This is a genomic window from Gelidibacter sp., assembly GCF_053579655.1.
Genome location: NZ_JBMDWE010000047.1, coordinates 1 through 25986, shown reverse-complemented (window position 1 = coordinate 25986; position 25986 = coordinate 1). Strand labels below are relative to the sequence as shown.

Below are 25986 nucleotides of genomic sequence, written 5' to 3'. Positions count from 1 at the left end.
TTTTAATGGACACATGTTATTCGCAATTAATCATTCTATTGGATGATTAAATTTTAGCATGCTCATTTCATGTGTATATTTTTATTGTTTCTTAATGAACACATGTTATTCGCAATTATTCATTCTATTGGATGATTAAATTTTTAGCATGCTCATTTCATGTGTGTGTTTTTATTGTTTTTTAATGGACACATGTTATTCGCAATTAATCATTCTCTTGGATGATTAAATTTTAGCATGCTCATTTCATGTGTATGTTTTTATTGTTTTTTAATGAACACATGTTATTCGCAATTAATCATTCTATTGGATGATTAAATTTTTAGCATGCTCATTTCATGTGTATATTTTTATTGTTTTAATTAAGGAAAAATTCCTCGTTGTATATATGCTTTTTCTATACGTTCAATCGCGATCACATAAGCTGCTAAACGTAAGTCAATGTTTTTAATTTGAGAGGTTTCATATACTTTTTTAAAGACCTCTGTAATTTTCTTTTCAATTTTTGTCATGACTTCATCAAGATCCCACAGTTCTCCGTTTCGGTTTTGTAACCATTCAAAATAGCTGCCGATTACTCCTCCAGAATTACAAAGAATATCAGGAATAATATCGATGCCTCGTTCGTTCAAAATCTTTTCCGATTCAAAGGTTGTTGGTCCATTGGCACCTTCCGCAATTAAAAAGGCCTTAATTTGACGCGCACGAGCCTCCGTAATTTGGTTACCTAAAGCTGCGGGAATAAAGATATCACAATTCAATCCAAAAAAATCATCATTCGCAACTACTTCTGACCCTGGAAAACCAACAATACTTCCATCATGAGACGTTGTATAATCGAGTAAGGATTCCACTTCTAAACCGTTAACGTTTGCTATCGTTCCAAAAGCATCTTGCACAGCAACCAGTTTTGCGCCCACTTGTTGCAAAAAATGAGACGCCCAATACCCAACATTTCCAAATCCTTGGACAATGAAAGTCCTGCCTTTCAAATCCAGTTTTTTGTTTTCTGCCCAACACCTAATGGTCAAGAATACGCCGTATCCTGTCGCTCTGTCACGGCCTTCCAAGCCCCCAGAACCCACGGGTTTCCCCGTAACAACATGCATGTTTTTTGAACGTTCTGCCGGTGCTTTTGTAGACATATAGGTGTCGGCAATCCACGCCATCGTTTGTGCATTGGTATTGACATCTGGCGCGGGAATATCATGCTCAGGCCCGATATTATCGCCTAAAGCAAAAGCAAAGCGTCTTGTGATACGCTCCAATTCTGAATTGGAATACTTTTTAGGATCCATTTGAATTCCTCCTTTGGCGCCACCATAAGGTAATCCCGCCAATGAAGTTTTCCAGGTCATCCACATCGCCAATGCTTTTACGGAATCAATGTCAATAGTAGGATGATAACGCAAACCACCTTTATAAGGTCCTAAGGCATTATTATGCTGTACACGATAGCCCTTAAATATTTCAATTTCACCATTGTCCATTCGTACAGGAAAATGGATGATGAGTTCGTTATTGGGCACCGATAAAATTCTTTTGATGTTCGGATTTAAGTGAATAAAATCGCATGCGGCATCAAATTCCTGCATTACGTTTTTTAACATGCCTTGTTTGGGTGCCTCGTTTACAACTTCTACTACTGCCATATCATTGTTTTTAAGAGAAAACCTTTGTACCGCTAACGGCAGAAAACCATTGGTTTCTTGGATTATTTTTTCCTAAAAATCTAAATTGTGTTGTTTAGAGGCGTCATAATCACTGCATGACCAGATAAAACTTTTGTCCTTTGTCAAACTGCAATATATGAGATGATCACACGATGCGCATAAGCTATTTCCTAAAACGTCCATAATTTAAAGTTTAAAGCTCAGTTATTACGGCAATAGATGTGCCAATAAACCAGCACGAGTTAGAAATCAGGATAAACACCTAGTATACAGAGGGTTATTTGAAAATATAAATTAATACGAAATCGTTGTAGTGGGCAGTATTTACCCAATGATCCATAATTCCCCAGATGGGTTTTAATTATTTTATCTTGTCGCGAAGGGTTTTTCGATCGATTTGAAGAATCTCTGCAGCTTTAGTTTTATTGTTGTTGGTGGCTTCAAGAACTTTAAGAATATGTCTTTTTTCTACTTCTTTAAGAGAGAGCAAAATATCCTCTTTCGGAAAATCGATGTGAAACTTTAAATAGTGAGGTAAATCACTAACCTCCAATTGCTTATCACACATAATCACAGCGCGTTGAATGCTGTTTTCAAGTTCTCTAATATTTCCTGGCCAATCGTAACGTTCAAGTGCCAACAACGCTTCTTCAGATATGTCAACAATCCGATCCTTATATTCAACACCGTACTTGAAAAGAAATTTATCCACCAAAAGCGGAATGTCAGACTTTCGATCTCTTAAAGGCGGTACCTCCATTTGAACTACCGTAAGGCGATAATATAAATCCTCTCTAAAGCGTCCGTTTTTAATGAGTTCCCTCAAATCGACGTTGGTGGCGGCAATAACTCTGACATCAATTTTTTCTACTCTTTGAGATCCCACGCGCATGATTTCCTTTTCTTGCAGGACTCTGAGCAAACTTAATTGCGTGGCTATGGAAGCATTGCCAATTTCATCCAAAAAAAGAGTGCCTTTGTTTGCGGCTTGAAAAAAGCCACTTCGGTCATCATTGGCACCTGTAAATGCGCCTTTAGTATAACCAAATAACTCTGCTTCCAAGAGGCTTTCTGGGATAGCCCCACAATTGACCGCCAAAAAAGGTGCTGCGGCAAATTTCCCCGAATAATGGATGGCGCGTGCCACCAGTTCTTTGCCCGTTCCACTTTCGCCCTTAATCAAAACAGTCGCTTTATTGTCTTTTACGCGATCAATAATATTGATGACATTAAGCATGCCGTCTGATTGCCCGATAAGTTCTCCAAAAACAGGTAAATCATGGTCACTTTTCTTTATTTTTCGAACAGGAACTTGTCTTAACGAGAGCGACTTTTGAACCGCAATTTTAAGTTCTTCCTTAGTGAATGGCTTAATGAGATAGTCCATGACTCCTGACTTCATGGCTTTTAAAGCCCCATCAATGGAAGGGTAGCCTGTTACCGCTAATTTTGGAATTTCAGGAAAATGTTCAGAGACGTACTTGACCAATTGCAGACCGTCCACTCCGGGCATCTGAAGGTCGGTAATTAATAAATCAATGGATTGATCCTGTAAAATGGTAATCGCCTCTTTAACTGAAACCGCTTTATAGGTATGGAAGTTTAACGATTGCAAATGCCTTTGGATCAGTTCCAAAATATGGACATCATCATCAACAATCAAAATGTTTTCTTGTTCCAAGTGCATCGCTTATAATTTTGGAAATGTAAGCGTAAAAATAGTCCCTTTTGGCCGATTAGATCTATGTTTTATAGTTCCTTTATGGCTTTTCATGATGCCATGTACGACACTTAATCCCAAACCTGAGCCTTCGCCCACAGGTTTTGTAGTATAAAAGGGATTAAATATGAATTCTGAAATGCCTTTTGGAATGCCTTCACCTTCATCTTTAATGATTAAAACTACCTCTCGTTCTTGATTATCAACATCAATGGAAATATGGCCATTTTGCGGTGAAAAATAAATGGCATTGATCACTAAATTGAAGACTACTTGAGTCAATTGGATGGCATCGACTCTTAAATAAATAGTGTCTTCGCTAAAATTTAAATGGTATTTTATGTTTTTTTTGCCAAAACTGGGCATTAATAAGTTGATGGCATCAGCAATGATCGGGTCAATATTAACGAGTTCCATTTGCTGTGGCATTTCACAGGAAAAAAACATGAGTTTCTTGACCACTTCTCTTGAAAAAATAGCACTGTGCATGATTTTATCCAAATCTTGCAAGGCCTCGTCTTGATCGACAAAACGTTCTTTCAACAATTCTGAAAACCCTAAAATATTAGCCAATGGCGTATTGAGTTCATGGGCAATTCCGGCAGTTATTTCGCCTAAGATTGACAAGCGATCGGCACGCTCCATTTGGCGTTTGGTAACTTCTTCTTTATCAATAATTTGCTTGCGCTCAATCAAATTACCGATTTCCAAAGCCAATGAATGGATCAGCTTTTTTTCTTCTTCTAAAAAATCATCCGCATCAAATTTCGGTTTCGGATAACCAAATTTTATGGAGCCATAAGGAAGATTAAAAACCTTTATGACGGCGAAGATAGAGACCTGTTCTTCTGGTTTTTCGCCAACATCAACCAATTTATCTCCCAGTTTCAATTCTACAAAAGCATCGGTATTATAAAGAACTGCTTCCTTAATGCTGAAAGCAATAGCCTTAAAGGTAGGGTCTAAATCGAAAAGATTACAATTGGCAATATAGGAACTCACGTTGTAAAGACAGGTGAGTTCCTTAATACGTTCCTTTAATTTATCTTCTATTGAAACGATAGTGCCCATGGTTGGCTTTAAAGTTTATTCTCAATAATATTTTGTACGACCTCAGGATTGAGTAAGGTACTGGTATCCCCTAGATTTGTGAGGTCATTTTCAGCAATTTTCCGCAGAATGCGACGCATAATTTTGCCACTTCTTGTTTTTGGTAAAGCTTCCGTAAACTGAATTTTGTCAAGTTTGGCTATTGCACCAATTCGTTCAGAGATCAATTGGTTAATCTCCTTACGCAAGTTATCATGGACTCTGCTTTCGCCAGTTTCTTTTAGAGTTACATAACCATAAAGTGCATTTCCTTTGATGTCATGCGGAAATCCAACAATGGCACTTTCTGAAACTGCTGGATGTTCGTTAATGGCATCTTCTAAAGGTCCTGTTCCTAAATTATGTCCTGAAACAATGACCACGTCATCCACACGACCTGTAATTCTGTAGTAACCCACTTCATCCCTTAAAGCGCCATCACCCGTAAAATACATGTTGTCATAAGTAGAAAAATAAGTCTCTTTATAACGGGCATTATTGTTCCATATGGTTCGTGCCATTCCTGGCCATGGGAACTTAATGCATAAGCGCCCTTCTACTTGATTGCCTATTAATTCTTCACCAGCCTCATTTACTATAGCAGGCTGAACACCTAAAAATGGCAAGGTGGCATAGGTTGGTTTCGTGGGGGTCACATACGGTAAAGGCGAAATCATGATGCCTCCCGTTTCTGTTTGCCACCAGGTATCGACAATAGGGTTTTTGCCTTTGCCGATAATGTCATTGTACCAGTGCCATGCTTCTTCGTTGATCGGCTCTCCCACCGATCCTAATACTTTTAGAGACGACAGATCGACATCTTCAACAAAAGAAAGGTTTTGCTTTGCCAAGGCACGAATTGCTGTTGGCGCGGTATAAAACTGATTGATTTTATGCTTTTCAATAATTTGCCAAAAGCGACCAAAATCTGGATATTGTGGCACCCCTTCAAACATCACGCTCGTTGCACCATTGGCCAAAGGACCATAAACAATATAACTATGGCCCGTAATCCAGCCAATATCTGCAGTACACCAAAACACATCCGGTTCTTTGTATTGGAACACATTTTTAAACGTGTAAGCGGTGTAAACCATGTAGCCTGCGACGGTATGTACCATTCCTTTTGGCATTCCGGTCGATCCTGACGTATATAATATGAATAACGGATCTTCCGCATCCATGATTTCTGCATCAAATTGACCAGAAGCTTTATCCATTAACGGCTGTAACCATATATCACGGTTTTCAACCATAGTTACGTCGGCATTGGTGCGTTTTACGACCAATACTTTTTCAACACTTGCACAGGCTTGAAGTGCTTCATCAACAATTCCTTTTAAATCCAAGCTTTTATTTCCTCTGTAAGAACCATCTGAAGTAATGACCATTTTGCAATCGCTGTCAATGATACGGGTAGAGATAGCTTTAGCTGAGAAACCTGCAAAAATCACATTGTGTATGGCCCCAATACGTGCACATGCCAATAAAGTAACGGCCAATTCTGGAATCATAGGTAAATAGACACAAATTCGATCTCCTTTTTTAACGCCTTGATCTCTAAGCACGTTTGCCATTTTGCAGACGCGTTCATGCAGTTGCCTATATGTTATATGTTGGGCTTCTTCATCGGGATTATTCGGCTCAAAAATGATGGCCGTTTTGTCACCGCGATTGATCAAGTGCCTGTCCAAACAGTTTTCTGTGATGTTCAATTTTGCTCCTTCAAACCATTTGATTTCGGGTTTCCTAAAATCCCAAGTGAGCACCTTATCCCATTTTTTACGCCATAAAAAATGCTCTTCGGCTATTTCTGCCCAAAAGTTTTCGGGTTCGCGAACTGATTTTCTATAGATTTGGAAATACTCTTCAAGGGTTTTAATACTGTAATTACTCATCTTAATGTATTGTTAATTGTAGTGTTATAAAATTATACTTTTGGCAATGAAATTCAGAGAGCCACAAGCCTAATATTTTCAAAAATATCAATAAATTCTTAATACGATAATATATTCATCATTACTTTGCTTCTTCTGCAGATATTATAACAGCAAGTTTACAGTTGCATCCGCTTGGCATACGCCTTAATTTCCTTAATGACTTTAGGTGCTAAAATAATTGTGGCCGTCATGGTCGGAATGGCCATTAAGGCGAAAGTTCCGTCAATAAGATTGAGCATCATGCTTAAAGGAGTCACAGCACCAAAGATGATACTTGCGATATAGAAATAATTATAATAATGTTTGTTATGTGCTCCAAATAAGAAGGACATACATTTGGTACCATAATATGAATAGGTAAATAATGACGAGATACTAAAAGTGGCAATACAAATCAGTAACAAATAATTACCATACACAGGGATGGCATCATTAAATGCTGCTGCGGTTAAACTTACCCCATTAACCTCACTGGATTCCCATACTCCAGTTACCAAAATGGCAAGAGCTGTCAGCGTACAGACCACAAGCGTATCGATCGCCGGACCTAACATGGCCACTAAACCTTCACGCACAGGCTCGTTGGTTTTGGTTGCACCGTGAGCCATTGGTGCAGTACCAATACCTGCTTCGTTTGAAAAGGCCCCTCTTCTTACGCCCAACAATATCAGTCCACCAACAGCACCTCCTAAAAATGAATCGCCTTTAAAATTGGTCGCCGAAAAAGCATCGGTAATCATTAATACAAGGTATTTTGGCACTTCTTCTATATAAACACCAAGAATGATCATCACTAAAACAAAATAAAGCAACACCATGCCCGGCACTAACTTTGAAGCCGTTTTACTGATTCGTTCCAAACCACCTAGAATAACCACAGCAGTAATGGCCACAAGTATGATCCCAATTATAAAATTTGAAGTATTAGTTTCGGCAATGCCATTGGGCTCTAATAAAATATAATTAATGGCTTGCTTTAATTGATTGACATTAAAAACAGGTAAGGCCCCTATCAATCCACAGATACTAAAAAAGACCGCTAGTGGCTTCCAAGATTTTCCTAAACCTTCCATGATAAAATACATTGGGCCTCCTTGAATATCGCCGTTGCTATCCTTCCCCCTGAACATAATAGCCAAGGTACAGGTAAAGAATTTTGTGGACATCCCAACAATGGCACTCATCCACATCCAAAACATAGCGCCAGGACCTCCAATATGAATGGCTACAGCCACCCCGGCAATATTTCCCATCCCGATCGTTGAAGCCAACGCCGTGGATAAGGCTTGAAAGTGTGTGATTTCTCCTGGTGCATCAGAATCATCATATTTACCTCGCAAAACATTTAAGGCATGAAAAAAATAGCGAAAGGGTAAAAATTCTGACCGTACTAATAGGTATAATCCACCTCCAATTAATAATATGAGCAAGGGTAAACCCCAAGCATAATCAGCGTAGGTTTCAAAGATAGAATCGAGCGTATTCATTTTTTAGTTTTAATTAGCGATTTTAAAGATATCCTTTTCGATTTATAAACCTCAAGATTGTCTAAGAAAAAATCAGGAATCGTCCGAAAAGTTACTAATTTTGGATTTTAACATTATATTTACATTTACTAGCCAAATTCTGATTGAAAGCAACCCGACTTTATTTTATTGATGCTGTAAGGGCATTTGCCATTTTGATGATGTTACAAGGGCATTTTGTGGACACCCTTTTAAATCCCATATACCGAGACGACTCTTATGTAGCCTATACCGTATGGTCCTATTTTAGAGGAATTACAGCACCAACGTTTTTTACGATTTCAGGATTGGTCTTTCTGTATTTGTTATTGAAAGCGCACGCAAAAGGCAGTGACAAGCAGCGTCTTCAAAAAGGAGCTACCCGAGGCTTAATGCTCATATTAATTGGTTACGCCCTTCGAATCCCCTTTTTCTCCTGGTTAAAAGGGAGTTTTGATACCTATTTTTTGGTTATAGATGTCTTACAATGCATTGGACTTTCGCTTCTTTTATTGATTGGCATATATTTGCTGTGCAGACGAAATAGCTATATCCTATCAATCGTATTGCTAATTATTGGTTGCGTCATCTTTCTTACAGAACCTTTATATCGAAATCTGACTTTGGAAAATGTTCCACTAGTATTTGCCAATTACGTGAGCAAATCCAAAGGGTCTGTATTTACAATGTTACCTTGGTTTGGGTATGTGGCCTTTGGAGGATTTTTGGCCACCTTATTTTTTAGAAATTCTCAGAAAAAGCACTTTAAAAAGATTACTGTTGCCGCCTTCTTAGTGAGCGGCATCATTCTGCTTCAATATTCAACGGTCATTTTACAACAACTGTACCAACTTACTAATATTGAGCTGTTTGAGCGTTCTGCAAACTATAATTATTTGTTTCTGCGATTAGGGAATGTGATGTTGTATTTTACTTTTTTCTATATGCTTGAACGCTTCATGAAACAGTCCATAGTGACACAAATAGGCGAAAAAACCTTGAACATTTATATCGTCCACTTTATCATTATCTATGGAAGTTTCACTGGAATTGGTTTAAAACATTTTTACTATAAATCCTTAGAGCCTTGGGAAGCCTTTTTTGGAGCTATCGCGTTTATGATTGCCGTGTGCTTGATTGTGTTCCATATTGGAAAAACCAACGCTTTTATCTACAAACATCTCAGAAAATTTATGCGCTTAATAAAACGGAAAATACTCGGGTTAAAAAAACCGGACCCAATCGATTAATGCTGCTCTGATAAAAAGCGCTCCACATTAGTTTTGATGCGCTCCTGAATGTTATTGACATCTGCTTTCACAAACGGCTCGCCCATTATCTTTTCATAAAGCTCTATATAGCGATCAGAAACCGTTTCGATATAAGCATCGCTCATTTCAGGAACAGTCTGTCCTTCCAACCCTTGAAAACCATTAGAAATCAACCATTGGCGTACAAACTCTTTAGATAATTGCTTTTGCAACTCGCCATTGCCCTGACGATCTTGATAGCCATGGGCATAAAAATAACGCGAAGAATCTGGCGTATGGATTTCATCAATTAATACGATTTTGCCATCTTTTGTTTTACCAAACTCATATTTGGTATCCACCAAGATCAGACCTCTGCTTTCTGCAATTTCCGATCCTCTTTGAAAAAGTTTGCGCGTATAATCTTCTAAAACCAAATAATCCGCTTCACTCACGATACCACGTTTAAGGATTTCCTCTCTGGAAATATCTTCATCATGATCTCCCATTTCAGCTTTCGTTGCTGGGGTAATAATAGGCTCTGGAAATTTATCGTTTTCTTTCATGCCTTCTGGAAGTTGAACCCCACAAAGGACACGCTTACCAGCTTTGTATTCGCGGGCTGCATGACCAGACATATAGCCACGAATTACCATTTCTACCTTATAAGGCTCACATAAATGACCAACCGCCACATTAGGATCTGGCGTTGCAATTAACCAATTCGGCACCAAATCTTGGGTTTGCGCCATAAATTTTGTCGCAATTTGATTCAAAATCTGTCCTTTATAAGGAATTCCCTTGGGCATTACCACGTCAAAAGCACTCAAACGATCGGTTGCAACCATGACCAAAAGATTGTCATTGATATTATAAACTTCTCTGACCTTACCTTTATAAAGGCTTTTTTGTCCTGGAAAATTAAAATTGGTGTCTGTGATGGTATTCATTTTTGTAGAAATATTAAAAATTTTAAGCATTACAAAAGTAAGGCTAATGGCGTTTAGTTCACAAAAAAAAGAGCAGTAAAAACTGCTCTTTATAAATTATTTAAAATCAGAGATTAAAATCTCAGGTTGTACGTAGCACCGATTCCAAGCACTTGGATATCAAAATCATTTTCAGCAAATGTATTTTGGTAGTAGGCATAAAAATTCCAATCTCTGTTGTGATATCCTATTTGAGGATTTACATAAAGACCACCGGCATTGTTGTCAACATTGGTTAAGAATCCATAGCCAAGGTCAACGCCTAAAAATAAGCCTTTTGGTTTAAAGTAATATCTAGCAAAAGCTGCTGCTGGAATGATACCGAAGTCATCAACACCATCTTTTCCGAAAAAATGATCGTAACCTGTAGTTAATCCAATCCCGAAATGAGGCGTTACTAAATATTGACCTTTCAAATCCAATCCTAGAGCAAAAGAAGAAACATCGCTAGCATCGCCCATAGGAACCCCTGCGTTTAATCCAATTTTTAACCATGAATTTTTCGAACTGATATCCTCGTATTTGATAGTCTTGTTTTCTTGTGCAAAAGTTGTTCCTACGACGAACAACGTAAATAATAAAATAAGCTTCTTCATTATTAAATAGTTTTTAAGTTGAGCCATCAACGTGCAAAACCTATACCATTTACGTCTTCACGGTGGGAAATTTCTTTTAAATCTCTCAAATCACTGATTGCTAGAATTATATATGAGGCGATAATTTGCATTGTTGTCAGATTTCTTAACCTGACACCTGCTAAATTACTCTGGAGAACTCCCTTAATCGATGCTATCAATTTCTTTATAGGCTTCAATAATTTTTCTGACCAATTTATGACGAATGACATCCGTTTCATCCAGATATACAATACCTATCCCTTCCACATTTCTTAAAATCAAAAGCGCTTCCTTTAATCCGGAAGTGGTGCGTCGTGGCAAATCCACCTGTCCAGGATCACCTGTCAATAAAAACTTGGCGTTTTTACCCATTCTGGTCAGGAACATTTTCATTTGGTTATGGGTGGTGTTCTGTCCTTCATCTAAAATCACAAAGGCATTATCTAACGTTCGCCCCCGCATAAAAGCTAATGGTGCGATTTGAATGGCGCCATTCTCAAGGAATTGCGCTAACTTTTCAGCCGGAATCATATCTCTTAAGGCATCATAAAGTGGCTGCATATAGGGATCTAACTTTTCTTTTAAATCTCCCGGAAGAAATCCAAGATTCTCTCCAGCTTCAACGGCCGGACGCGTTAAAATGATTCGTTTCACTTCCTTGTTTTTCAATGCTTTTACCGCCAAGGCAACACCTGTATAGGTTTTACCAGTTCCGGCAGGACCAATGGCAAACACCATATCGTGTTTACGCATACTTTCAACCAATTTGCGTTGATTGGCCGTTTGGGGCTTTATTATTTTTCCTCCAACACCGTGTACGATGACCTCATTACTTTTTTCGGAAGTCGCATAATCCTCACTGCTTTCGCTCGTCAAAACACGTTCAATTGCGTTTTCATCAAGCCTATTGTATTTGGCAAAGTGCTCAGTAAGCAACGTCATGCGTTTGTCAAATTCCTCCAGCAAATCTTCATCTCCATAAGCTTTTATTTTATTGCCTCTGGCAACGATCTTCAATTTTGGAAAATACTTTTTAAGAAGTTCAATATTAACATTGTGATCTCCAAAAAAGTCTTTTGGAGCAATTTCCTCTAATTCGATTATAAGTTCATTCAAAAGCTATGGGATTTAATATATTAATCTCTTAAGTTTTATTAGTTTTGTGCGGACTTAAAAAGTCTCATTTTTTTCATGCTACCTTACAAATCTAACTGAAATATTCTATAATAAGTTTCATCAAAACATTTAAAGTATAAATATTTTTCAACAGACACCCTAAAGCGGTAGCTTCATAGTAACCAATTAAAAAAGAATATATCAAAGTACATGGCAATCATAACACTAACTACTGATTTTGGAGAAAAAGACCATTTTGTTGGTGCAATTAAAGGTGCTATTTACAGTGAACTTGAAGAGGTAAAAATTGTTGATATCTCGCACGATGTTTCGCCTTTCAATGTTTTGGAAGCCGCATACATTATACAAAATGCCTATAGTAGTTTCCCAAAAGGGTCGATACATGTGATCGGCATTGACTCCGAATTAAATCCAGAGAACAAACATATTGCTGTAAAATTAGACGATCATTACTTTATCGGTGCCAATAACGGGATTATGAGTATGATTTGTAATGAAATTGCTCCTGAAAAGATTGTTGAAATCAACATTCATGATAAAATACAGAGTAATTTTCCGGTTTTGGACGTTTTCGTAAAAGTGGCTTGCCATATCGCACGCGGCGGCACTCTCGAAGTTGTCGGCAAAGTGATTAGCGATATAAAACCCATCAAAAATTTGAATCCCTTTATCAACGAGGATAAATCTCAAATTATTGGCAGCGTTATTTATATTGATAATTATGGCAATGTGATCACTAATATCCGTCGTAAATTTTTTGAACAGATCCAAAAAGGACGACCTTTCGAAATTTCAGCGCGCAGTTATAAATTCAAGGAGATTTACGTAAGATATAGCGATATTGTTAATTTTGATATTCCCGAAGACCAGCGCCAAGATGAAGGCCGCGGATTAGTCGTATTTAATTCGTCCAACTATTTGGAAATTGCAATTTATAAAAGTGATCTTTCCACCGTGGGAAGCGCATCAAGCTTAATGGGACTGAAAATGCGGGATACCGTGACGGTGAATTTTTTGAAACCGTAAAATTGAAAAATGACCGAAGACGGATGACCGAAGACAGATGCGGATGACGGAGGCATAAGGGATTAGTGGTTTACGGTTCATCAACTGAGACTGAGGACTGAGGACTAACAAAAAAAAAGTAAAACAACCATGTTTATAAGAATTGTAAAAATGAGTTTTGAGCCATCGCAAGTTGATGAGTTCTTGGCTTATTTTGAAAGCAAAAAGCATTTGATCAGAAATTTTGAAGGCTGTGAGTTTTTAGAACTTTATCGAGATAAACAAGATACCAACATTTTTTTCACTTATAGCTATTGGAAGGAAGAGTCCGATTTGGAAAATTATCGTACCTCTGAGCTTTTTAATACCGTTTGGGCAAAAACCAAACAGTTTTTCAATGATAAACCAGAAGCTTGGAGTGTCGACAAATTGATATCACTTAAATAATATACAACTTAATTATATGCTTGCTATTCTTAAAAAAGAAATCAACGCCTTCTTTGCCTCTCCAATCGGATATTTGGTAATTGGGCTGTTTTTAGTCCTCAGCGGACTTTTTCTTTGGTTATTTAAAGGCGATTTCAATATTCTGGAAAGTGGTTTTGCTGATATGGCACCATTTTTTCTTTTGGCGCCTTGGATTCTTATTTTTCTAGTACCAGCAGTGACGATGCGCAGTTTTTCTGATGAAAAAAAACAAGGCACTTTGGAGCTTTTAGTGACCAAACCGATTTCCCATTTACAAATTGTTTTGGGCAAATATTTTGGCGCTTTAATATTGATCTTTCTCGCTTTATTGCCAACACTGCTTTATATTTTCGCGATTGACAATTTAAAGCTTGACGGCAATATTTTAGATTACGGGAGTATTATCGGATCTTATTTGGGTCTGCTGTTTTTGGTAGCGGCATACGCTGCCATCGGGCTTTTTGCCTCTACCCTTTCTGACAATCAAATTGTAGCATTTCTCATCGCCGTGTTTTTATGCTTTTTCTTTTATTTCGGATTTGAAGGGCTTTCCAATTTGAGCGCTTTACCAATTGAACAATTTGGCATGGAAGCGCATTACAACAGTATTAGCCGAGGTGTTTTGGACACCAGGGATTTGCTGTACTTCGTTAGTATATCCTTCTTTTTTATTGCAATCACACAATTTAATATTCAAAAAAAATAATATGATTATCACGCCTATCCTTGTTGTTTTTCTCGTCATCGTATTTACGTTGACATTTCTATTTATCAAAACTATTGATGATCGCAAATGGATTGCCATTCCGCTAAGTCTTATTTTGACGCCATTTATATATTTCTACGCGTTTTATCCAATGATCAATATTTTCAGCAGTTATCATCATCAAAAATATTTTGATTCAGCGGTTTTTATTAATAAACCCAGCTTTCGTTATGAAATGTATGATAATATCCAAGAAACGGATACACTACTTGGCAAATCGAAAGAGATCGTTAACGAACTTTTGGGCACTTATGAATGGCTCACTTGGGACGATGTAAAAGATGACTATGATCAAGATAAATGGAATTATGGACTTGGGATACATCCGGGAGCTTTTAATGACAAATCGGAAGCCATGGAAATCATATTTAAGAATGATAAAGTAATTAAAGTGAACACTTTTAAATTAGACCTAAAATCTGATGCTAAAAAATAAATCAAATCTTATCAAAATTGTTGTTCTCCTTGTTGTTCTGATGGTTTTAAATTGGATGGGCACTAAGGTTTACAAACGTTTTGACCTGACGCAAGACCAACGCTATACCTTATCACAATCGGCTTTGAATATTGTGAAGGATGTAAAATCGCCGTTAATTGTTGATGTATTTTTAGAAGGCGATTTTCCTTCGGAGTTTAGACGCTTAAGAAATGAGACCCAACAATTATTGGAAGAGTTTGCGTTAGATAACAATCAGATAAAGTTCAATTTTATCAATCCGTTGGAAGATGAAAGCGCACGTGATAATAACATTGAGCAATTGATGCAGCGTGGTTTGGAACCTTTGCAATTGAGTGTGATCAACAATGGCAAAACCTCACAGGAACTGATTTTCCCTTGGGCATTGGCAAGTTATAATGAGCAGACGGTTAAAATTCCGTTGATAAAAAATAAAATCGGATCCACTCAACAAGAATTGGTCAGCAATTCCATTCAACATTTGGAATATGCCTTTGCAGAAGGTTTTCAAAAATTAGTAACCGAAAAAAGTAAAAAGATTGCCATCCTAAAAGGTAATGGCGAGCTTGAAGATAGATATTTGGCTGATTTTTTAAAATCGGTAAAAGAACATTATTTCATCGCGCCGTTTACTTTAGATAGTGTCGCAACAAATCCACAAGGCACACTAAAAAAGCTCAACGAATTTGACCTTATTATTGTTGCTAAACCGACCCAAGCCTTTACCGAAGATGAAAAATTGGTGTTGGATCAATTTACCATGAACGGTGGAAAAAGTTTATGGCTTACCGAAAGTGTTGCGATGGATAAAGACAGTCTTTACAATGATGAAGGCCGTGGCATTGCCCTGATGAACGATCTGAACCTGAATGATTTTTTCTTTAAATATGGCGTGCGCATCAATCCTGTGCTTGTGAATGACATGTACTCAGCACCCATAACGATTGCCATGGGCGAAGGCAGCAATGCGCAATTTCAACCGCTAAGATGGCCTTATTCTCCTTTGGCTGCTGGAAATCCGGAGCATCCTATTACAAGTAATTTAAACTTGGTGAAATTTGATTTTGCCAACCAAATAGACACCTTAAAAAGTAGTACACAAAAAACCATACTTTTACAAAGTTCTAAACTTACTAAGCTAGAAGGTGTACCAAAAGAAATCCGACTAGAAGTTGTGACGGAAGAACCAGATGTTTCAACCTATACCAAAGGCCCGCAAAATTTAGCCGTGTTATTGGAAGGCCAATTTACATCGGTTTATAAGGACAGAATCAAACCTTTTAAATTAGACAACACTAAAGATATCAGCCCAGACACTAAAATGATTGTGATTGCTGACGGCGATATTATTAAAAATGAAATCCTTAAAAACCAACCTCAAGAATTGGGTTTTGACCGATGGACTGGACAAAGCTTTGGAAACAAAGAATTTTTATTGAACGCCGTGAATTATCTTTTAAGTGACGATGGTTTATTGGAGATCAGAACCAAGGATATCAATATTGCCTTTTTAGATGCTCAAAAAATAGAAACCAACAAAACACAATGGCAACTATTAACTATTGCTTTACCGCTCATTATTTTGGTCTTGTTTGGACTTCTATTTAATTATCTGAGACGTAAAAAATACGCTTAGAAATAGATTGTCTTTGAGAGTTCCTAAGGTTTTGAAAATTGCAGAAAAGACCATCGGATTGGTATTCATTCGTTTTGTTAATTGTTTTTTGATTTCCGTAGACACAATAACAAGCAAAATCGAAGTTTTTAAACTGATTTACAAACGGTTAACATATCTAAGGAAAACCTAAATTACAATACGCAAATAGACAAACTGTTGATAAAATTGTATAACTAAGATTCACTAGTATCAGTTTAATCAAATATATTTGCTCTGCTTAATAATATAACATACAAAATAAACAATTACATGAAGTTTATCGTATCAAGTACCTATTTACTCAAACAATTGCAAGTATTAGGAGGTGTCATCAATAGCTCAAACACCTTGCCTATCTTGGACAATTTCTTGTTTGAACTGAATGACTCGCAACTTACAGTTTCTGCTAGCGATCTCGAGACAACTATGTCCTCCATTATAGATGTTGAAAGCACAAGTACAGGAAGCATTGCTTTGCCTGCACGATTACTGCTAGACACGCTTAAAACGTTTCCTGAACAACCTTTAACCTTTGTGGCTGAAGACAACAACACCGTTGAAATTAGCTCTAGCCATGGTAAATACGCTTTAGCTTATGTGGATGGCAATGAATTCCCGAAAGCAGTAGCGCTTGAAAACCCTAGTACTACAACGGTTATGGGCGATATTTTAGCTACAGCGATCAGTAAAACCATATTTGCCGCAGGAAATGATGATTTACGCCCAGTGATGAGTGGTGTATTTTTTCAGTTTTCAACCGAAGGTTTGACTTTTGTGGCAACTGATGCGCATAAATTGGTGAAATATACACGTGAAGATGTTGCTGCCGATCAAGTAGCAGAATTTATCATGCCAAAGAAACCTTTAAATCTTTTAAAAGGTATTTTGGCGGGTAGCGACGATGCCGTAACCATTGAATACAATGACTCTAATGCAAAATTCACGTTTGAAAACTCCGTATTGATATGTCGCTTGATCGATGGAAAATATCCTAATTACGAAGCCGTAATTCCAAAAGAAAATCCAAACAAGTTGACGATCGACAGAACACAGTTTTTAAATTCTGTAAGACGTGTGAGCATTTTCTCCAATAAAACCACTCACCAAATCCGTTTGAAAATAGCGGGTGCGGAGTTGAATATTTCTGCAGAAGATATTGACTACAGCAACAAAGCTGAAGAACGTTTGACTTGTGATTACCAAGGCGACGATATGCAAATCGGATTTAACTCCCGTTTCTTAACCGAAATGTTAAACAATCTTGGCGCGAGCGAAGTGCAATTGGAGATGAGTTTACCAAACAGAGCGGGTATTTTAACGCCTGTTGATGGACTTGACGAAGGCGAACGCGTAACGATGCTCGTTATGCCTGTAATGTTGAATAGCTAACAAATTCCTGCGAAGGCAGGAAACCTTTAGGTTCAACGGAGTTAATTTCATAATACAGAAATCAATAAGATTTCGTCAAAAAAACGCCTACTATTAAAAGTAGGCGTTTTTGCTTTGATTGATGATGATTATCATATAGAATTAAAAGTGAAAAGATATATACATGTTTGTTATTCTACAGAAATAAATTAATTCCAGTTATTTTTTTACAAGAATTCACATAAAATTATAAATCCTAATTAGACCTTTAAAACTATATAATCAAGATTCCTGTCTTCACAGGAAATTAAAAGTAAAAGGATAACTTGGTGTTTCGCCATTGCTGGCTTTTATCGCATTGATTACAGGAAATACAATGGCCATAATCCCCAAAAGGATAAATCCTAAAATTCCCAGTCCAAATAAAAGGATCAACGGCACACAAATGATACAATAAACAATCAGACTCAACTGAAAGTTAATAATGTTTTTTCCGTGGGCATCCATCTGATATACTTTTTCCTTTTGGGTTATCCAAAGGATTAAGGGCAGAATCAAACTTCCAAAACCAGTTAATAAGGTAATCAATTGGCTTAAATGGGCAATGACGATTAATGATCTATCTTCTCGCATGATAATTGTGATTTAAATTAGTGATTGATGTAATTATATGACGAGCAGTAATCTAAATTGTTACATTTTATTGGTCTCAAATTAAGTTAAAAGTATGCACTTTAGTGCATCTCGCTTTAGCTTCTAAAAATTTTGACACGAATTTCACGGATTTTCACGAACTTATTCGTAGACTGAGAATACCGATTTAAATTTTTTACTATAAATTTCACGAATGCAACAGACTTTCAGCCTATTTTAAAAACTCCGCCAGAACATTTATAGGGCAAGTATGACGCTTTAGTCATTTGATTTTTTAAAAAAGATAATTGAGCATCACACCTCCATAGTAATTTCGAGGATTTCCCGGATAATAATACCTAGGCTCCGTATTATTAAAACCTGTTGCATTGATCAGAATGGAGGAGGCATATTTGGTATCTGCCAGATTATTAACACCAAAATTGAGCTTGAAGTTTAAGGTTTTGAAAAGTTGACCAGAATAATTGAGCTTTAAATTCAATACGCTGTAAGCATCTCTATATAAGCTGTTGGCATCATTCATCGGCATTTTTCCTACATACAGATGATTGATAAACATAGTAAATTTATCAAGATTTAAAGCGACTCCAGAAGCAATGGTTAAATTTGGAACACCAGTGAGCTTATGACCTGAAAAATCCATGTCTTCGTTTACAAAATCTTTAAAACGATGCCAATTAAACGAGGCATTGATATAGGGCGAAATATTAAAGGCGTTCGTAAGCGTCCATTTATAATCGGTGGCAATCTCTAAGCCTTTGTGTAAGGTACGCCCTGCATTTCTGCCAATATATTGATCATCTCCTACCCTTTGCGCCACCAACAAATCTTTGATATCCAAAATATAATAAGAAGCCAAAATATGCCAACGTTTTTGAAAAAAATAAGCCTCGCTCCCAAGTTCATAGTTATAACCTTTCTCTGGACTGATCTCCGGATTAACAATCCCCTCCGGCGTTAACGCTTCTTCTAAGCTTGGATAATTAAAACCATAACTCACATTACCGAAAACTTGCAATTGCGCTTTTAACTGATAGGACACGTTCAGATTGGGGGCGATAATCGGATCAAAATTTCGCGATGCCTTTGGATTCACATCTTCAGGATTAAATTCATCCTTAAAATTGTAGTTCGTTTTATTATAATTGAGTCCAAACTGAAGCGTCAACTTTTCCATTAGCGGAAGCGTGATATCTGAAAAAACATTTATGTTCTTTCTCTTTTCCTGATTATTGCTCAATAACGCGCCTTCCAAACTCCCGTTTCCATTGTTGGTGGCATATAGGTTTTCAATAGTTTTCCAGTCGTATTTATCTTGATAGAGTTCGGTGCCAAAATTCCAAATGGCTTTTCTTCCTAAAAAATCAATCGTATGGGTGAAAATGCTTCGCAATCCAACGCCTTTAGTAAGCTCATCCAAAATATTAAAAGGTCTGGGTTCGTAATGATCGGAATAGGAATAAAACACACTCGTGCTATTCTCAAATTTAGACGAGAATTTATGCTTGAGATTGATGCCTCCTAACGTCTGTTTATCCATTTTATAACCTTTCGCTTTTAGCCAAGTAAATGCAGCTTTTGAGGGGTTTTCCAAATAATCAGTTTTCCCGATGGAACTTGGTAATTGAGCTAAATAATTTGAGTGATTAAACAACAGCGAAATTTCGGTTTTATCGTTAAATCTATAGGTCGAATTTAGAAAGTAGGAATTAATCTGGTATTGACTATTCTCACGAAACCCATCCACTTCAAGATGGTCATAATTAAAATGTATCGTGAAGTGCTTATCGGAAAAACCAGAAGCGATGCTATTTTTAAACAAGCCAAAAGAGCCTATCGTGGTATTATTTTGAAAGGATAATCCACCGGTTTGGGGTTTCTTGGAATTTAGTAAAATCGTGCCTCCGAGATTCGTCCCATATAAAGTCGCTTTTGGCCCCTTGATAATTTCAACGGACTGCAAATTTTCCACATCATAAATATCCAAAACAGTTTCTCCCACCCCATTGGTTATCGGAATCCCATTAAAATACGCTTTAATTTTATTGGTTCCATAAAGCGTCCGCGATCCCACACCTCTTATAGTGATACGATTGGTATTTATTGCGCCACTTTGAATAAAGACCCCAGGGATTTTGTTCATGGCATCCACAAGCATCACAGGACTTTGTTGCTCCAGGGTTTCAGCTGTAATCGTGTTTGTGGGAACAATAAGAATAGGCTTGATTTCAGAAGGCGCGGTAATCACTATAGGATTGAGTTCCTCTATCCCAGCAATGCCCTTCAGAAGAAATATTTGGTAGCTTTCAGATAACAGCTGGTTTTTAGATTGATAATTGGGATGCTCCATTGTAAAGTTGATGGGAAGATTAAATTGCTTTGGAAGTACAAATACGCCTTCATCATCGGTTTTAGAAACGATCTGATTTCGAATAATTATGGCCACCCCTGGAATAGGAATACCTTGTTGAGACTTCACTACTCCTTCTACATTCTGTGCTTGGAGCATATTAATAAAAACGGTTATGAATATCATAACCGCTTGAAAATTTAAAAATTTCATACTTTTTATTTTATCTTATAACTCACTTTCCAAATGACATTACCAGCATCATCATTCACTAATAAATCCCCTTGCGGACTAACGGTCACCGCAACAGGCCGTCCATAAACCTCTGAGCTATCCAAATCTGCAATAAAACCGGTTAAGAAATCTTCTGGTGGTTTTGGTTTTCCATTTTCAAAAGGTATAAACGCCACTTTATAGCCCGCCAAAACGGAGCGGTTCCACGAGCCGTGCTGCCCTACAAAAGCGCCATTTCTATATTTTTCAGGGAATGCAGTGGCATTATAAAAAGTAAATCCTAAAGAAGCCGTGTGCGAACCTAAGGGAACATCAGGGATAATTGCTTTTTCTATTAAACCAGCCGGCGCTTTTCCTTTTAAACGTGGATCTTCAATTTGACCAAAATAAGAATAAGGCCACCCATAAAATCCACCTTCCTTGACGCTCGTTGCATAATCTGGCACCAAATCATTTCCCAGTTCATCGCGCTCATTAACAGCAGTCCACAAATCGTCCGTAACAGGATTCCAATCCATGCCTACAGGATTTCTCAAACCACTCGCGTAAACCTTTTCATTAGAGCCATCTAAATTAACGACCAAAATATCGGCGCGACGGTTTTCTTCTTCCATGCCATGTTCTCCAACATTACTTGATGAACCTACCGAAATATAAATTTTATCCTTGGCCTTGTTCGTAATGATATTTCGTGTCCAATGATTATTATAACCACCTGCAGGCAAATCGACAATTTTTTGACCTTCAACACCTTTTAATGAGGTCTGATCTGTTTTATACGGATATTTATAAAGTCCGTCAGTATTGGCCACATAAAAGAAATTATCGATAACCAACATTCCAAACGGTTGATGTAAATTTTCAAGAAAAGTTTCGCGAACTTCAAATTTGCCATCGTTATTCCGATCCCGCAATACAGTGATTTTTCCCGTTTTTTTTCCTGTGGAAGCTTCACTCACAAACAAATCGCCATTAGGCGCATAATAGGACCACCGCGGATTATCAAAACCATCGGCATATTTGGTTACCGTAAAACCTTCAGGGGCTTTCGGAAGCGTGTTTTTCGGCCAAGGCTCCATGTGGCTTACATTAGCCACAGATTCCGTGGCATAGGGCGCCGGAAGAATCAATTCTCCAATAGCAGTCATTACCGTATCTGCATGGACTTTCACAGGTTGACCTGGATCGCTATTAGCGATCTGATTTTCTGTATCAGATTTACAGGAGGAAAAAAATAGAAGACCTATAATGCCGAGGGTTTGGATATATCTTTTCATTGGACAAGGTTTTTCATAAAGTTACGCAACATCGTAATAACTAGGATATCTAATTTAAAAAACGTTTAAAAAGAAAATGGAATCATCAACTTATTTTATCGAACTCAAATCTGTTTTAGTGTTAAAATATAAATTTCAGATGTAAAACTGAAGCGTTATTCTGTTCGTAATTGCAAGATTTAGATGCATCATTTTCGGAAATAATCACGTATAATAAAAATTTTGATCTTCAAAAATCCGAAGTAAAACATTAAATTTCATTGTTGTCCGATTAAAGTTGCGCTGATCTACTAAGAATAGTGATAAATAAAGGTCTTTAAATGTTTTTGATCCTCAATCTGCTTCATTTCGAGGTTTTTGAAAACTATTTCTAAAACATCATAATCCATTCTAACTTTGAATTTCAAGGTCCATATTTTTAATTAATTATGTGTTTAGTCTTTGTTCTTGATTCTATCAGCGGAGCGGTCTTAATTCTTTTCCGGACAATAGTGATTAAATTTATAGTCTCCTATTTCGTAGTTCCTCTTAAAATCAACTTGGTCTTGATGGTTTTAATAATAGGACTTGGCGATGACTTTTTATTGAGTCTGTCAATCAGCAACTTTACCGCAGCTTGGCCAATCTCAAAAGTATGTTGGGAAATTGTAGACAATTTAGGATCTGTAAACGCTAATACATTATCGTCAGAAAACCCAATGATCGATAGATTTTCAGGTACCTGATATCCTTTTTTAAGAGCTTTATGCAGTGCCACAACACCAGAGGTGTTATCAATAGATAAAATGCCATCCACTTTTTTGTTGGCAGCAAATAGCGTGTCGATGACGGCTTCCAAATCATCATCCTTAGTTACAGAGATAACCACAGGCTCTTCTGTATAGTTTGAAGCTTCTGACAAGGCTTTGAGATACCCGTTGGTTCTTAATTTTCCAACGCTTAATTCTTCAATTTCACTAATGAGCACGATGTACTGTCGTCCTTCATCCAACAAATGTTTGGTCGCTTCATAAGCCGCTCCAAAATCATCGATAATGACCTTATCACATTCGATATCATCGGCAACTCTATCAAATAAAACCACTGGAATGTTCTGCTTCAACAGTACCGCAATATGTTCGGTTTTGTTTTTGACTTGGGTTTCTTCTGCCAAGGACATAATAAAACCATCCACACTCCCATTGGATAATAATTGAAGGCTATTCTTTTCTTTGGATAGCATTTCACTGGAAACACAAGTGATAATATTATACCCCTGTTTTGAAGCTTCCGTCTCGATGGCATAAAGGGCCTTGGCAAAAAAATGATTGAGAATGCTAGGTATAATAACACCCAAAGTTTTTGTTTTGTTGCTTTTAAGGCTCAATGCCATTCTATTGGGACGGTAATTGAGATGTTTGGCCAACTCCTGAACGCGTTGAATGGTATCTTTACTGATTTCTTCGCTATTGTGCAATGCTTTAGAAACTGTTGATACAGAAACGTTTAATTGTTCGGCTAGTTGTTTAAGTGTTACCATTGATCATTGAAATTAAAAAAAAGAGTGACTTGATAAAAGTACACTCTTTATTTATCATACAATGTGGTTAGGTAATTTTTTAACAGCTCTGGGTGTCACCTCATTTTTTTCTTTAGAAATGTTAAACCCCATCATTTTTTAGGTTTATAAATTTTCACGTAATCGATAAGAAACTCTTGAGGAAAAATAGAATCGTCCACTTGCGGCCCACCAAAATTGCCGCCGACCGCAAAGTTAAGGAGGAGATAAAAAGGTTGATCAAAAGGCCAAGTCTCTTCATTTTTGAGCTCTGGAGAAAACGTATACACCAAAACCTCATCAATATAAAATTTTATAAAATCCTTGGTCCAATCTGCTTTATAGACATGAAAGCCCGCTTCAATAGAGGGAATCGTTGTGATTTTGGTGTTTTTGGATTCGCCATAACTATCCGATGTATGAAGGGTGGTATGGATTTCGTGCGGATTTTTACCGACATATTCCATAATGTCAATTTCGCCAGCTTTAGGCCATCCTACTTCTGAAATATTAGTTCCCAAAATCCAAATGGCAGGCCAAACGCCTTGACCTGTTGGTAATTTTGCGCGAACCTCAACCGTACCGTATTTAAATTCTATTTTATTTTTGGTATTGATTTTTCCTGAGGTATAATTCTTTCCATTAAAAGCTGCTGTTAATACCAAATTCCCATCTTTTATAGCCACATTATCCTTAGTATAAATCTGTCTTTCATTATTTCCCCAGCCACACAAATCTGGACAACCATTGCCCAATTCATAATTCCAGACGGTTTCATCCAATCGATTGCCACTGAAATGCTCTTCAAGGATCAGCTCTTGCGAATTGGAAGAGGTAAACACTAAAAAACAACTGAAGCAAAAAACTCTTAATGTATTCATGGGATTTCAAATTGAGCGGTTAAGGTAGCATCGGAACTTCCGCCGACAAAAACACTGAAGGTTCCCGGTTCAACATTGAATTTCCCATCGTTGTCATAAAAGCCCAATTCAGCTTCAGATAATTTAAAAGTGACGATTTTGCTTTCCTTCGGATTCAACTCCACCATTTCAAAACCTTTTAATTCTTTTACAGGTCGTGTGACGCTCGCAAATTCATCACGCAAATATAGCTGCACGACTTCTTTACCTTTAACTTTCCCTGTATTGGTCAATTTTACTGACACCTCAACGGTGTGGTTAGAAATGGTATTTACTTTTAGGTCAGTGTACGAAAACGAGGTATAGCTCAAACCATACCCAAAAGGATACAGTGGTGTATTGCTAACATCGGAATAATGCGACCAAAACACAGAGCCTGGCTCTTGCAAAGTTGGTCGCCCGGTACTTTTATGATTGTAATAAATGGGTACTTGACCTACATTCCGTGGAAACGTCATGGGCAATTTCCCACTCGGATTATAATCGCCATAAAGCACTTGCGCAATGGCATGACCACTTTGAGTGCCCAATTGCCAGGCTTCTACAATGGCGGGAATATGTTCATGGGCCCAATCAATGGTTAACGGTCTGCCATTATTAAGCACCAATACAATGTTTTTATTTGCTTTATAAATGGCTTCCAGCAATTCCTGTTGCACTCCCGGCAATCCAATTTCTGAACGGCTGCGACCTTCTCCAGAATGCAAACCGTGTTCGCCTAAAACCATGACCACCACGTCTGCTTTTTTTGCCGCTGCTATGGCTGAAGCAAATCCACTTTTGTCCGTAACGTTAATCGTCAGTTCTTTAGGAAAAACAGTTTCGCCTGTCACCACATTGGCACCTTTTTCATAAGTTATGGTGTTTCCTTTATAGGCTTTCATTCCTTCCAAGACAGAAACTGCCGTCCCATCATCGGCGGCAATACGCCAACTGCCTAAGGGACTTGTTTTGTCATTTGCCAAGGCGCCTATGATGGCAATTTTCTGCCCTTGTTTTTTTAATGGCAACAGATTGTTTTCATTCTTTAAAAGCACGATCGATTTTTTGGCGACGTCCAATACCGCATCCATAATTGTCTTGCTACCGATGACTTCCTTTTCGACCGTTTCATTGCAATATTTATACGGATCATCAAAAAGGCCAAGTTCAAATTTCACTCTTAAAATTCGTTTTACGGCATCGTCAATCAGGCGTTCATCAACCTTGCCATCTTTGACAAGACTCGCTAATTCATTCACATAAGCATAGGATTCCATATCCATATCAGCGCCAGCATTTATGGCTATTTCTGCAGCATTACGACGATCTTTTGCATATCTATGGGTAATCATTTCATTAATTGAACCCCAATCGGTAACCATAAAGCCTTG

At 37.5% G+C, this 25986-nt stretch carries 21 protein-coding genes; 7 read left to right on the top strand and 14 right to left on the bottom strand.

Annotated features, from left to right (window positions below):
* Positions 1-362 precede the first annotated feature (362 nt).
* The 5 genes from ACOH2D_RS16640 to ACOH2D_RS16620 form a co-directional block, all read right to left on the bottom strand.
* Positions 363-1652 (bottom strand): Glu/Leu/Phe/Val family dehydrogenase, encoded by a 1290-nt coding sequence (locus ACOH2D_RS16640; RefSeq protein WP_348037784.1) that lies wholly within the window; start codon positions 1650-1652, stop codon positions 363-365.
* 382 nt (positions 1653-2034) lie between these two features.
* A complete protein-coding gene (locus ACOH2D_RS16635; RefSeq protein WP_449535952.1) occupies positions 2035-3360 on the bottom strand; it encodes a sigma-54-dependent transcriptional regulator in 1326 nt (441 codons plus the stop codon).
* Between the two features lie 3 nt (positions 3361-3363).
* Positions 3364-4464, bottom strand: a complete 1101-nt coding sequence (locus tag ACOH2D_RS16630) for a sensor histidine kinase (RefSeq protein ID WP_449535951.1) — start codon at positions 4462-4464, stop codon at positions 3364-3366.
* Positions 4465-4472: 8 nt separating this feature from the next.
* Positions 4473-6380, bottom strand: a complete 1908-nt coding sequence (acs, locus tag ACOH2D_RS16625) for an acetate--CoA ligase (RefSeq protein ID WP_449535950.1) — start codon at positions 6378-6380, stop codon at positions 4473-4475.
* A 158-nt stretch (positions 6381-6538) separates the two neighbouring features.
* Positions 6539-7909, bottom strand: coding sequence for an alanine/glycine:cation symporter family protein (locus ACOH2D_RS16620; protein ID WP_348037792.1), 1371 nt, complete (start codon positions 7907-7909; stop codon positions 6539-6541).
* A 143-nt stretch (positions 7910-8052) separates the two neighbouring features.
* On the opposite strand from ACOH2D_RS16620, the gene ACOH2D_RS16615 reads away from it, so the two are divergent.
* A complete protein-coding gene (locus tag ACOH2D_RS16615) occupies positions 8053-9177 on the top strand; it encodes a heparan-alpha-glucosaminide N-acetyltransferase domain-containing protein (RefSeq protein ID WP_348037794.1) in 1125 nt (374 codons plus the stop codon).
* Here the strand turns inward: ACOH2D_RS16615 and ACOH2D_RS16610 are convergent.
* From ACOH2D_RS16610 to ACOH2D_RS16600, 3 genes are all read right to left on the bottom strand, one after another.
* Complete coding sequence (locus ACOH2D_RS16610) at positions 9174-10127, bottom strand: phosphoribosylaminoimidazolesuccinocarboxamide synthase (protein ID WP_449535949.1); 954 nt, start codon at positions 10125-10127, stop codon at positions 9174-9176. The two genes, ACOH2D_RS16615 and ACOH2D_RS16610, sit on opposite strands and share 4 nt — an antisense overlap.
* 113 nt (positions 10128-10240) lie before the next feature.
* Positions 10241-10762 (bottom strand): hypothetical protein, encoded by a 522-nt coding sequence (locus tag ACOH2D_RS16605; protein ID WP_348037800.1) that lies wholly within the window; start codon positions 10760-10762, stop codon positions 10241-10243.
* 183 nt (positions 10763-10945) lie between these two features.
* On the bottom strand, positions 10946-11899 hold the full coding sequence (locus tag ACOH2D_RS16600; RefSeq protein WP_449535948.1) for a PhoH family protein: 954 nt from the start codon (positions 11897-11899) through the stop codon (positions 10946-10948).
* Between the two features lie 210 nt (positions 11900-12109).
* Here ACOH2D_RS16600 and ACOH2D_RS16595 point away from each other — a divergent pair, with 210 nt between their 5' ends.
* From ACOH2D_RS16595 to dnaN, 6 genes are all read left to right on the top strand, one after another.
* Positions 12110-12946, top strand: coding sequence for an SAM hydrolase/SAM-dependent halogenase family protein (locus tag ACOH2D_RS16595; protein WP_348037804.1), 837 nt, complete (start codon positions 12110-12112; stop codon positions 12944-12946).
* Positions 12947-13075: 129 nt separating this feature from the next.
* A complete protein-coding gene (locus ACOH2D_RS16590) occupies positions 13076-13372 on the top strand; it encodes a putative quinol monooxygenase (RefSeq protein WP_449535947.1) in 297 nt (98 codons plus the stop codon).
* A gap of 16 nt (positions 13373-13388) precedes the next feature.
* The gene (gldF, locus tag ACOH2D_RS16585; RefSeq protein ID WP_449535946.1) at positions 13389-14099 is read left to right on the top strand and encodes a gliding motility-associated ABC transporter permease subunit GldF; all 711 of its coding nucleotides are present in this window, start codon (positions 13389-13391) and stop codon (positions 14097-14099) included.
* A gap of 1 nt (position 14100) precedes the next feature.
* On the top strand, positions 14101-14595 hold the full coding sequence (locus ACOH2D_RS16580; protein ID WP_348037810.1) for a hypothetical protein: 495 nt from the start codon (positions 14101-14103) through the stop codon (positions 14593-14595).
* Complete coding sequence (gene gldG / locus ACOH2D_RS16575) at positions 14582-16252, top strand: gliding motility-associated ABC transporter substrate-binding protein GldG (RefSeq protein WP_449535945.1); 1671 nt, start codon at positions 14582-14584, stop codon at positions 16250-16252. The genes ACOH2D_RS16580 and gldG overlap by 14 nt, the downstream gene beginning before the upstream one ends.
* A 291-nt stretch (positions 16253-16543) precedes the next feature.
* Positions 16544-17662: a DNA polymerase III subunit beta gene (gene dnaN, locus ACOH2D_RS16570; protein ID WP_449535944.1), complete on the top strand. Its 1119-nt coding sequence runs from the start codon at positions 16544-16546 to the stop codon at positions 17660-17662.
* 276 nt (positions 17663-17938) lie between these two features.
* Here the strand turns inward: dnaN and ACOH2D_RS16565 are convergent, their stop codons facing one another.
* The 6 genes from ACOH2D_RS16565 to ACOH2D_RS16540 all read right to left on the bottom strand — a co-directional run.
* Positions 17939-18274: a DUF4870 domain-containing protein gene (locus tag ACOH2D_RS16565; protein WP_348035373.1), complete on the bottom strand. Its 336-nt coding sequence runs from the start codon at positions 18272-18274 to the stop codon at positions 17939-17941.
* 295 nt (positions 18275-18569) lie between these two features.
* Positions 18570-20858: a TonB-dependent receptor domain-containing protein gene (locus tag ACOH2D_RS16560; protein WP_449535943.1), complete on the bottom strand. Its 2289-nt coding sequence runs from the start codon at positions 20856-20858 to the stop codon at positions 18570-18572.
* 5 nt (positions 20859-20863) lie between these two features.
* Positions 20864-22156, bottom strand: coding sequence for a PQQ-dependent sugar dehydrogenase (locus tag ACOH2D_RS16555; protein ID WP_449535942.1), 1293 nt, complete (start codon positions 22154-22156; stop codon positions 20864-20866).
* Positions 22157-22667: 511 nt separating this feature from the next.
* Entirely contained in the window at positions 22668-23675 is a 1008-nt protein-coding gene (locus tag ACOH2D_RS16550) for a LacI family DNA-binding transcriptional regulator (protein ID WP_449535941.1), read from the bottom strand.
* 131 nt (positions 23676-23806) lie between these two features.
* A complete protein-coding gene (locus ACOH2D_RS16545) occupies positions 23807-24574 on the bottom strand; it encodes a glycoside hydrolase family 16 protein (protein WP_449535940.1) in 768 nt (255 codons plus the stop codon).
* The coding region (locus ACOH2D_RS16540) for a glycoside hydrolase family 3 C-terminal domain-containing protein (protein ID WP_449535939.1) at positions 24571-25986 on the bottom strand (1416 nt) is incomplete at its 5' end. The genes ACOH2D_RS16545 and ACOH2D_RS16540, both read right to left, overlap by 4 nt.

Excerpts from the sequence above, each read along its gene's own strand:
- ACOH2D_RS16640 (WP_348037784.1), bottom strand. The coding sequence starts at position 1,652 with ATGGCAGTAGTAGAAGTTGTAAACGAGGCACCCAAACAAGGCATGTTA.
- ACOH2D_RS16635 (WP_449535952.1), bottom strand. The coding sequence starts at position 3,360 with ATGCACTTGGAACAAGAAAACATTTTGATTGTTGATGATGATGTCCAT.
- ACOH2D_RS16630 (WP_449535951.1), bottom strand. The coding sequence starts at position 4,464 with ATGGGCACTATCGTTTCAATAGAAGATAAATTAAAGGAACGTATTAAG.
- acs (WP_449535950.1), bottom strand. The coding sequence starts at position 6,380 with ATGAGTAATTACAGTATTAAAACCCTTGAAGAGTATTTCCAAATCTAT.
- ACOH2D_RS16620 (WP_348037792.1), bottom strand. The coding sequence starts at position 7,909 with ATGAATACGCTCGATTCTATCTTTGAAACCTACGCTGATTATGCTTGG.
- ACOH2D_RS16610 (WP_449535949.1), bottom strand. The coding sequence starts at position 10,127 with ATGAATACCATCACAGACACCAATTTTAATTTTCCAGGACAAAAAAGC.
- ACOH2D_RS16605 (WP_348037800.1), bottom strand. The coding sequence starts at position 10,762 with ATGAAGAAGCTTATTTTATTATTTACGTTGTTCGTCGTAGGAACAACT.
- ACOH2D_RS16595 (WP_348037804.1), top strand. The coding sequence starts at position 12,110 with ATGGCAATCATAACACTAACTACTGATTTTGGAGAAAAAGACCATTTT.
- ACOH2D_RS16590 (WP_449535947.1), top strand. The coding sequence starts at position 13,076 with ATGTTTATAAGAATTGTAAAAATGAGTTTTGAGCCATCGCAAGTTGAT.
- gldF (WP_449535946.1), top strand. The coding sequence starts at position 13,389 with ATGCTTGCTATTCTTAAAAAAGAAATCAACGCCTTCTTTGCCTCTCCA.
- ACOH2D_RS16580 (WP_348037810.1), top strand. The coding sequence starts at position 14,101 with ATGATTATCACGCCTATCCTTGTTGTTTTTCTCGTCATCGTATTTACG.
- gldG (WP_449535945.1), top strand. The coding sequence starts at position 14,582 with ATGCTAAAAAATAAATCAAATCTTATCAAAATTGTTGTTCTCCTTGTT.
- dnaN (WP_449535944.1), top strand. The coding sequence starts at position 16,544 with ATGAAGTTTATCGTATCAAGTACCTATTTACTCAAACAATTGCAAGTA.
- ACOH2D_RS16565 (WP_348035373.1), bottom strand. The coding sequence starts at position 18,274 with ATGCGAGAAGATAGATCATTAATCGTCATTGCCCATTTAAGCCAATTG.
- ACOH2D_RS16560 (WP_449535943.1), bottom strand. The coding sequence starts at position 20,858 with ATGAAATTTTTAAATTTTCAAGCGGTTATGATATTCATAACCGTTTTT.
- ACOH2D_RS16555 (WP_449535942.1), bottom strand. The coding sequence starts at position 22,156 with ATGAAAAGATATATCCAAACCCTCGGCATTATAGGTCTTCTATTTTTT.
- ACOH2D_RS16550 (WP_449535941.1), bottom strand. The coding sequence starts at position 23,675 with ATGGTAACACTTAAACAACTAGCCGAACAATTAAACGTTTCTGTATCA.
- ACOH2D_RS16545 (WP_449535940.1), bottom strand. The coding sequence starts at position 24,574 with ATGAATACATTAAGAGTTTTTTGCTTCAGTTGTTTTTTAGTGTTTACC.